The sequence below is a fragment of the Salegentibacter agarivorans genome (assembly GCF_900113135.1).
Taxonomy (GTDB): Bacteria; Bacteroidota; Bacteroidia; order Flavobacteriales; family Flavobacteriaceae; genus Salegentibacter; species Salegentibacter agarivorans.
In genome coordinates, this window is the sequence record NZ_FOOH01000030.1 from 42,675 (window position 1) to 50,626 (window position 7,952).

Genomic DNA, 7,952 nt, shown 5'->3' on the forward strand with positions numbered 1-7,952 from the left:
ATGAAGTACCTTTTAATAGTTTGTTTTTTATTTCAGCTGTCTACTCTTTCGGCATCCGCCCAGGAATTTAAATACCATACGGTAGAAGCCGGGGAAACCGTTTACAGCATCGCTAAAGCCTACAATATTTCAGAAGAAGCGATCTATAAATACAATCCCGATGCTAAAGGCAATCTAGAGGTATCTTCAAAATTAGTGATCCCATTAAGTCAGCAGGAGAAAGAAGTTTCAGCTGAAACTGAAGATATTCAGTTTATTACCCATACGGTAAAGCGAAAAGAAACTTTATATAGACTTTCAAAGGATTATAATGTTGAAATTGATGAGATTAAAAGGTTTAATAAACACCTTTATTCTGAAGAATTGCAGCGTGGTGAAGAGATTTTAATTCCGCAGCGAAAAAAAGGCACTACAAATACTGAAATAGCTTCTTCAAAAGATTTAGATATTCCGGCTGCCAATAAGCCACAAATTTCTGAAACCCGTGAGCACGTTGTTTTACCTAAAGAAACCAAATATGGGATTGCCCGTAAATATGGCCTTACGGTAAAAGAACTTGAGGAATTAAATCCAAAAGTAGATGTATTACAACCCGGTGTAATGATTCGCGTGGGTACCGATGTTTTAAACGAACCGGTAATTCTAACCGATGAGGTTTTTGAATTTTACGAGGTTAAACCTAAAGAAACTTTATTCGGCCTTTCAAGAAAGTTTGATGTTCCGCAGGATTCGCTAATTTCTTTGAACCCGGCTTTAGAAGATGGTTTGAAAATAGGAATGGTTTTAAAAGTTCCTAATACCGGTGCAGGAGAAGGAAATCTTGAGGAAGGCGAAACCGAAGAATTAGCCAGTGATACCGAAGGTACAGATGCAGGTGAAAGGTTAGATTTAACTAATAAGCTAAGCAATTTTGACACAAAACAATTGGTAGTCTTTTTGCCCTATAATTTGAATCAAATAGACCAGGATTCTATTGCTAATTATAAAGACGCAATTTTAGAAGATCGGGTTTTGCGTATTTCCCTGGATTTTTATAGTGGTGTACTTATGGCGGTGGAAGAGGCGAAAAGCCTTGGAATTTCTACCCAACTTAAAACTTTTGATACTCGTAGAAGTGTGCAGGAGGTTACTAATATTATTAATAGCAATAATTTTAGTAATGTAGATGCTGTAATTGGACCATTGTTACAAAATACCATAGAGGCTACGGCTTCTAAATTAACGCAGTATAATGTTCCGGTAATAAGTCCGTTGTCCAACCGCGAGATGAGATCTTACCCAAATCTTTTTCAGTCCCGTCCAACCGACGAAATTCTGAAAAATGCGATGTTCGATTACCTGCAGAAAAATTCGGGTGGCAAAAATATAGTTATTATTGCCGATGGAGCTAAAAACCAGGTAAAGAATGAACTGACTCAAGTTTTACCAAATTCAAGAGTAATTCTTCCTTCAGCGAATTATTTAAGTGCAGAAAAAATTCAGGCTCAACTTTCAGAGACCCAGGAAAACTGGGTAATTCTTGAGTCTTCTAATGTTGGTTTGTTGAGTAGTGCAACTTCAGCATTAAACCGTTTGGCAAGAAATCACCAAATTAAATTATTTACTACAGAGAAGAATAGTGGTTACGAAGATGATAATGTAGATAATGAGCATTTAGGCCGACTTAACTTCCATTATCCTTCGGTAGACAAAGAATTTGACACTACATCTTCGGAAGAATTTATAGAAGCTTATAAAGAGGAATTTGATATGATTCCAAATCAATATGTAATTAGAGGTTACGATCTTACTATGGATGTGTTGTTGAGATTAGCTTCTGCTGAAGATCTTTACGATTCTTTTGAAAAGTATACCGGTTTTACCGAATACCATGAGAATAAATTTCATTATACTTCAAAGCGCAATGGCGGTTTCTTTAATGATGCCGTTTATATTATGAGTTTAGATGAGGAACTTAATTTAAAAGTTGTCAATGACCAGCAAAGTAATTTATACCGGGAGTTTAAGGACTGAAGCCGAACACCTTAAAAGTGGTGCTAAAATTATTACCGATGCCCCAACCGATAATCACGGTAAAGGCGAGGCGTTTTCTCCTACAGACACTGTGGCCACCGCTTTAGCGAGTTGTATGCTTACCGTTATGGGAATTAAAGCCGAAGATCTAAAACTCAATTTAAAAGGCACTATGGCTGAAGTTACTAAAACCATGGAGGCAAATCCCAGGAGAATCTCTAAAGTGGAAATTGTAATAACTTTTCCCGAAAAATATTCGGAAAAATCTAAGAAAATCCTGGAACATACTGCAAAAACCTGCCCGGTTCTACAAAGTCTCCATCCAGATATGGAAAAGCTTATTAGCTTTAATTATTTATGAAAGGCTACTGTTTCCTTCTAATTTTGATTTTTACCCTTTCGGTTTTTGCGCAGGAAAATGATAAAATAAGCTGGAATGCAGAAGAATCTTTAAGCTGGAACGATTTTAAAGCAAGTCCTAAAAAGCATCTTCCATATAAAGCGAATACCAATTCGGGCCTATCCTTCTCCTGGAATGCTACCGAAAATAGCAGCGGAATAGAACTTAATTATGAAGTTGGCAGTAATTTTTATCCGAATAGATCCTGGGTGAAAGAAATTGAAGAGGTAGATTATCTGCTCGCACACGAGCAATTACATTTTGATATTACCGAGTTGCACGCCAGGAAACTTAGAAAAGCGCTGGAAAATTACGAGCCCGGCCCAAAGATGAAAAAAGAATTAAACGATATTTATTTTGAAATAGAACAGCAGCGCCGGCAATTGCAAAATCGGTTTGATAAAGAAACCAACCACAGTATTAATAAGGAAGCCGAGTTTAAATGGCGTGTGTTTATAAAGCAGGAATTAGAAAAATTAAGTGAATTTTCCAGCTAAAATGTTGAAACTTCTTTCTTCGCAGTTTCAAATTCTTCCATCATTTTTTTTACAATTTCTACAGCAGGTTTTATCTCGTGAATTAATCCTGAGATTTGGCCAATTTCCAGCTCTCCTTCTTCTAAATCGCCTTCAAACATTCCTTTTTTTGCCCTGGCGCGACCTAAAAGTTCAATAAGTTGTTCTTTTGAAGGATTTTCAGCATATAATTTCTGAACATCCTCAAAGAATTTATTTTTCAGTAATCTTACGGGGGCAAGTTCTTTAAGGGTCAGTTTAGTATCACCTTCCTGGGCTTTCACCACCATTTCTTTAAAATTCTGGTGTGAAGAAGCTTCAGGAGTGGCAACAAATCGGCTACCTACCTGTACCGCGTCGGCACCTAAAACCATTGCTGCCAACATTCCCCGCCCGGTGGCAATTCCGCCTGCGGCAATTAAGGGAATATCAATTTTTTCTTTCACCATTGGGATTAAAGTAAAAGTGGTAGTTTCATCTCTACCATTATGTCCTCCGGCTTCAAAACCTTCAGCCACTACAGCATCTACGCCGGCTTCCTGAGACTTTAGTGCGAATTTCACTCCGCTAACTACGTGTACCACTTTAATTCCGTGTTCCTGTAAATGTTTGGTCCAGGTTTTAGGATTTCCAGCAGAAGTAAAAACAATTTCCACTTTTTTCTGGATAATAATTTCCATAATCTTATCAATATCCGGATAGAGTAGGGGTACGTTTACCGCAAAAGGCTTATTAGTAGCATTTTTACATTTTTCAATATGTTCTTTAAGGATTTCAGGATACATAGAACCTGCGCCAATAATCCCTAATCCGCCGGCATTACTAACGGCGCTGGCAAGTTTCCAGCCGCTAGCCCAAACCATACCGGCCTGGATAATTGGATATTTTATATTAAAAAGCTGTGTGATTTTATTGTTGGGCATTGCTTAAATTTTCCTCGAATTTAAGAAATAACCCCCGAACCTAATAATTCTTCGCTCTCATACCAGGCTACAAATTGACCTTCGGTAATTGAGGCTTGAGGTTCATCAAAAATCACATACATTCCAGCCTCGGTTTGATGCAATGTTGCATCTTGTAAGGGTTGGCGATAACGAATCCTGGCTTTTACTTTTAAAGTATCATCAGTACTTATAGCAAGGTCTTTTCTAACCCAATGCACTTCGTCTTTATTGATAAAAAGTCCTTTTCTATAAATTCCCGGGTGGTTTTTTCCCTGCCCGGTATAAATTACATTATCTACCACGTCGGTATCGATAACAAACAGCGGCTCTGGCGTGCCACCAACAGCAAGACCTTTTCGCTGTCCTTTGGTGAAATAATGAGCACCCTGGTGTTTTCCTACAACCTTTCCGTCTTCAGCAGCGTATTCATACTTTTTAGTAAGAAAATCGAGTTCTTCCTTTTTGTTGCTGAATTCTGGTGTTTCATAAGAATATAAGTCTTTTTCGGCTTCAATTTCTATGATCTTTCCCTCTTTAGGTTGTAATTTTTGCTGAAGAAAATCTGGTAATCTTACTTTTCCTATAAAACATAATCCTTGCGAATCCTTTTTATCGGCAGTAACCAGGTTTTGTTCTGAAGCAATTTTTCTTACTTCAGATTTTTGTAATTCGCCTATGGGAAATAAGGTTTTTGAAAGCTGCTCTTGCGTTAGCTGACAAAGAAAATAAGACTGGTCTTTATTATTGTCTTTTCCGGAAAGTAATTGATAAATGGTTTCCCCGTTTTTCTGAATTTCTCCTTTTCGGCAATAGTGACCGGTAGCTACATATTCGGCCCCTAATGAAAGCGCGATTTTCATAAAAACATCAAACTTGATCTCACGGTTACAAAGAACATCGGGATTTGGCGTACGGCCACGTTCGTATTCGTTAAACATATAATCAACGATACGCTCTTTATACTGCTCGCTAAGATCTACAGTTTGGAAAGGTATACCAAGTTTATCGGCTACCATCATGGCGTCATTACTGTCATCCAGCCAGGGGCATTCGTCAGAAATAGTTACCGAATCGTCGTGCCAGTTTTTCATAAAAAGCCCAATTACCTCGTAACCCTGCTGTTGCAAAAGATACGCTGAAACACTGGAATCCACTCCGCCCGATAAACCTACGACTACTTTCTTTTTCATAAACCTATAATTGAAATCCTTTCCGCATAAAGTCGGAAAAGGGAGTGCAAAATTACGAAATTTTAGGAGAAAGGTGGAGGAGAAGGGAATAGGGATAAAATAAAAAAGCTATCCAAAATTTTAATTCTGGATAGCTTTTTTAGAAAATATAGTTTTTAGTTATCTTTCAAAAACAATACTGGTGTCTGGAGAACCTATAGGGGTAAAAATAAATGTGTCACCCTCAAAAGTCGCAGTACCGTTTACCTGACCAAGACCTTCAAAAGGAATAGTAAAGGTATATATTTCATTGCTTTTACTCCAGGTACTTTCTGTTGTGTCTTCTATTTCACATTCCCCTTCTACAACGGTGTGGAATTCTGAATAGGTTGAAAAATCTGAGTTAAATGTGATATTTGAGTTCTGGTTGCATTCGCTTAAATCAAGGCCTTCAATTGGCGAATTATTAATTTCGACTGCATACCACAAACCCAGAATTTGATCTTCTCCATTAGCATCATCATCTTCACTGCAGGATGTTAATAGGGCAATACTAAAAAGCATTAAAAAAAGTTTCTTCATAACGTAGGTTTTTATTTTTTGTAAATATACAATTTTAAGTAAGTAATAGGATTAAGCTTAACCAGGGATTAATTATTGTATAAAATTGCTAAAAAGTAATTACTATTTTGTTTAAATAAAATATCTATTGATTAAACATTTAACTATTGTCTCAAAATAATTAACAAACATTAAACAATTAATAATGGGTTTCTCGTTTACTTTTACGCTATAACAAAAAATTAGAACTATGAAAACTATTAAATTTACAAAACTTGCCCTACTGGCATTCCTGGCTTTTGGCCTCTTTTCCTGTAGTGACGATGACGACGGAGGAGATGTTATTATGCCAACAAACACAATTACTGATTTTGTGGCCGAAAATGATGATTATTCTTCTTTACAGGCTGCTTTAGAAGTAACCGGATTGGATGCTACTTTAGATGGCTCTGCTAATTACACTGTTTTTGCCCCAAACAACGCTGCATTTAATTCATTTCTGTCGGCTAACGGATTTAGTAGTCTTGATGAAGTGCCCACAGATGTTTTAACGGAAATTCTTTTAAACCACGTTCAGGAAGGTGAAATAACCTCTGGTGCGCTTTCAACCGGCTATATTGAAAGTATGGCTACCGGTATGGCTTCAGATTCACCTTTGAGCCTTTATATTAATACCGAGGACGGGGTAATGATTAACGGAGTTTCAACCGTAACTACTGCCGACGTGGAAGTAGACAATGGAGTGATTCACGCTGTTAATGCTGTTATTGGACTTCCTGATGTAACCACTTTTGCCACTGCCGATCCTAATTTTGATATTCTTGTACAGGCACTTACTGCAGATGAGTCTTTTACGTTTGTAGAAACTTTAATGATGACAGACGCTCCGGCACCATTTACTGTTTTTGCCCCTACTAATGCTGCTTTCGCTAATGTACTTGCCGAGTTAGAGTTAGCAGGTTTGGGTGATATTCCAGCCGATCTTTTATCCAGTATTTTAACCTACCACGTAGTTGCCGGTTCAAATGTTCGTGCAGGTGATCTTAGTGATGGTATGATGGTAGAAACTCTTGAAACAGGAAGTTTCACTATCAACCTGGGAGATAATGTGACTATTACTGATGAAAACGGAAGAACAGCAACAATTATTGCTACCAATATCCAGGCGAATAATGGTGTAATTCACGCTTTAGATACTGTACTTCTTCCTGAAAATGATGCGATTGAAATAGAAACTAATACTATCGCAGATTTCGTAGCCGGAAACGAGAATTATTCTTCTTTGCTTGCTGCTTTAGAAAAGACAGGTTTAACTTCAACCTTTACCGGTACAGATGAGTATACTGTTTTTGCTCCTGATAACGCTGCTTTTACAGCCTTTTTAAATGATAACGGATTCAATAGTCTTGATGAAGTACCTGAAGCCTTATTAACCCAGGTACTATTAAACCACGTTCAACCGGGTACAATTATGGCTGCTGATTTAAGTACAGGTTATATTCCAGGTTTGGCCGTATGGGGAGCTTCAGAAGAACCTTTAAGTATGTATATTAATACTGATGACGGCGTAACGATTAATGGAGTTTCTTCTGTAACTACTGCAGATGTTGAAGCTGATAATGGTGTAATTCACGCAGTAGATGCTGTAATTGGCTTACCAGATGTTACCACTTTTGCTACTGCCGATCCTAATTTTGATGTTCTTGTACAGGCCCTAACAAGAGAAGAGTCTTTTACATTTGTTGAAACACTTATGATGAGTGAAGCTCCTGCTCCTTTTACTGTTTTTGCTCCTACAAATGATGCTTTTGTCGGATTATTAGATGAACTTGGAGTTGATTCTCTTGCAGATATTGATGCTGCAACTTTAGAAGCTGTTTTAAGCTACCACGTAGTTGCCGGAGCCAATGTAAGATCTGGAGACCTATCTGATGATATGGTGGTTGAAACTTTACAGGGTGGCGAATTTACCGTAAACCTTGGAGATAATGTTGTAATTACCGATGAAAGAGGAAGAACTTCTACAGTTATCGCAGCCGATGTTCAGGCTACCAATGGTGTAATTCACGCGCTAGATACTGTTCTGCTTCCTGCTGAATAATTTTTGATTGATTTAATAAAAGGTAAAAGCCCCGGGAAATTAATTTCTGGGGCTTTTTGTTTGCCCTGCATGCAAACAATTCCGGGACTTGAAAGAAAGTCCGCTCACCTGATCGGAGGGAAGAGCAATGCGAAGTCAAGTGCGTCACTGGCAACGGTGGGGTGTGAAGGAAGACCTAGCAAGTTAGTGGAACATAGAGAAATCGAACCGATTCTGGCATATATTGGGGGTAAGGTTGCAAAAAGTGCC

At 37.9% G+C, this 7,952-nt stretch carries 8 protein-coding genes; 5 read left to right on the forward strand and 3 right to left on the reverse strand.

Annotation, left to right across the window (positions count from 1 at the left end; genetic code table 11):
- From BM084_RS16840 to BM084_RS16850, 3 genes are read left to right on the forward strand one after another with little or no spacing between them, the layout of a single operon-like run.
- Positions 1-2,013 carry an amino acid ABC transporter substrate-binding protein gene (locus BM084_RS16840; protein WP_075327371.1) on the forward strand — a complete coding sequence of 671 codons (2,013 nt, stop codon included), beginning with the start codon at positions 1-3 and terminating at the stop codon, positions 2,011-2,013.
- Positions 1,973-2,374 carry an OsmC family protein gene (locus tag BM084_RS16845; RefSeq protein WP_075327370.1) on the forward strand — a complete coding sequence of 134 codons (402 nt, stop codon included), beginning with the start codon at positions 1,973-1,975 and terminating at the stop codon, positions 2,372-2,374. The genes BM084_RS16840 and BM084_RS16845 overlap by 41 nt, the downstream gene beginning before the upstream one ends.
- On the forward strand, positions 2,371-2,910 hold the full coding sequence (locus tag BM084_RS16850) for a DUF922 domain-containing protein (RefSeq protein ID WP_075327369.1): 540 nt from the start codon (positions 2,371-2,373) through the stop codon (positions 2,908-2,910). The genes BM084_RS16845 and BM084_RS16850 overlap by 4 nt, the downstream gene beginning before the upstream one ends.
- Here the strand turns inward: BM084_RS16850 and BM084_RS16855 are convergent.
- The 3 genes from BM084_RS16855 to BM084_RS16865 all read right to left on the reverse strand — a co-directional run bounded on the left by BM084_RS16855 (position 2,907) and on the right by BM084_RS16865 (position 5,623).
- Entirely contained in the window at positions 2,907-3,851 is a 945-nt protein-coding gene (locus BM084_RS16855; protein WP_093306178.1) for an NAD(P)H-dependent flavin oxidoreductase, read from the reverse strand. The two genes, BM084_RS16850 and BM084_RS16855, sit on opposite strands and share 4 nt — an antisense overlap.
- Before the next feature lie 20 nt (positions 3,852-3,871).
- Positions 3,872-5,062: a tRNA 2-thiouridine(34) synthase MnmA gene (gene mnmA, locus BM084_RS16860; RefSeq protein WP_075327367.1), complete on the reverse strand. Its 1,191-nt coding sequence runs from the start codon at positions 5,060-5,062 to the stop codon at positions 3,872-3,874.
- Positions 5,063-5,221: 159 nt separating this feature from the next.
- Complete coding sequence (locus BM084_RS16865) at positions 5,222-5,623, reverse strand: lipocalin-like domain-containing protein (RefSeq protein WP_075327366.1); 402 nt, start codon at positions 5,621-5,623, stop codon at positions 5,222-5,224.
- 229 nt (positions 5,624-5,852) lie between these two features.
- On the opposite strand from BM084_RS16865, the gene BM084_RS19630 reads away from it, so the two are divergent.
- Both BM084_RS19630 and BM084_RS19305 read left to right on the forward strand, forming a co-directional pair.
- A complete protein-coding gene (locus tag BM084_RS19630) occupies positions 5,853-7,703 on the forward strand; it encodes a fasciclin domain-containing protein (RefSeq protein ID WP_075327365.1) in 1,851 nt (616 codons plus the stop codon).
- Between the two features lie 3 nt (positions 7,704-7,706).
- The coding region (locus BM084_RS19305) for a hypothetical protein (RefSeq protein ID WP_218152257.1) at positions 7,707-7,952 on the forward strand (246 nt) is incomplete at its 3' end.

What these genes read in the sequence shown, in the direction of transcription:
- BM084_RS16840 (WP_075327371.1), top strand. Translation starts at nt 1, where the DNA reads ATGAAGTACCTTTTAATAGTTTGTTTTTTATTTCAGCTGTCTACTCTT.
- BM084_RS19630 (WP_075327365.1), top strand. Translation starts at nt 5,853, where the DNA reads ATGAAAACTATTAAATTTACAAAACTTGCCCTACTGGCATTCCTGGCT.
- mnmA (WP_075327367.1), bottom strand. Translation starts at nt 5,062, where the DNA reads ATGAAAAAGAAAGTAGTCGTAGGTTTATCGGGCGGAGTGGATTCCAGT.
- BM084_RS16865 (WP_075327366.1), bottom strand. Translation starts at nt 5,623, where the DNA reads ATGAAGAAACTTTTTTTAATGCTTTTTAGTATTGCCCTATTAACATCC.
- BM084_RS16850 (WP_075327369.1), top strand. Translation starts at nt 2,371, where the DNA reads ATGAAAGGCTACTGTTTCCTTCTAATTTTGATTTTTACCCTTTCGGTT.
- BM084_RS16845 (WP_075327370.1), top strand. Translation starts at nt 1,973, where the DNA reads ATGACCAGCAAAGTAATTTATACCGGGAGTTTAAGGACTGAAGCCGAA.
- BM084_RS16855 (WP_093306178.1), bottom strand. Translation starts at nt 3,851, where the DNA reads ATGCCCAACAATAAAATCACACAGCTTTTTAATATAAAATATCCAATT.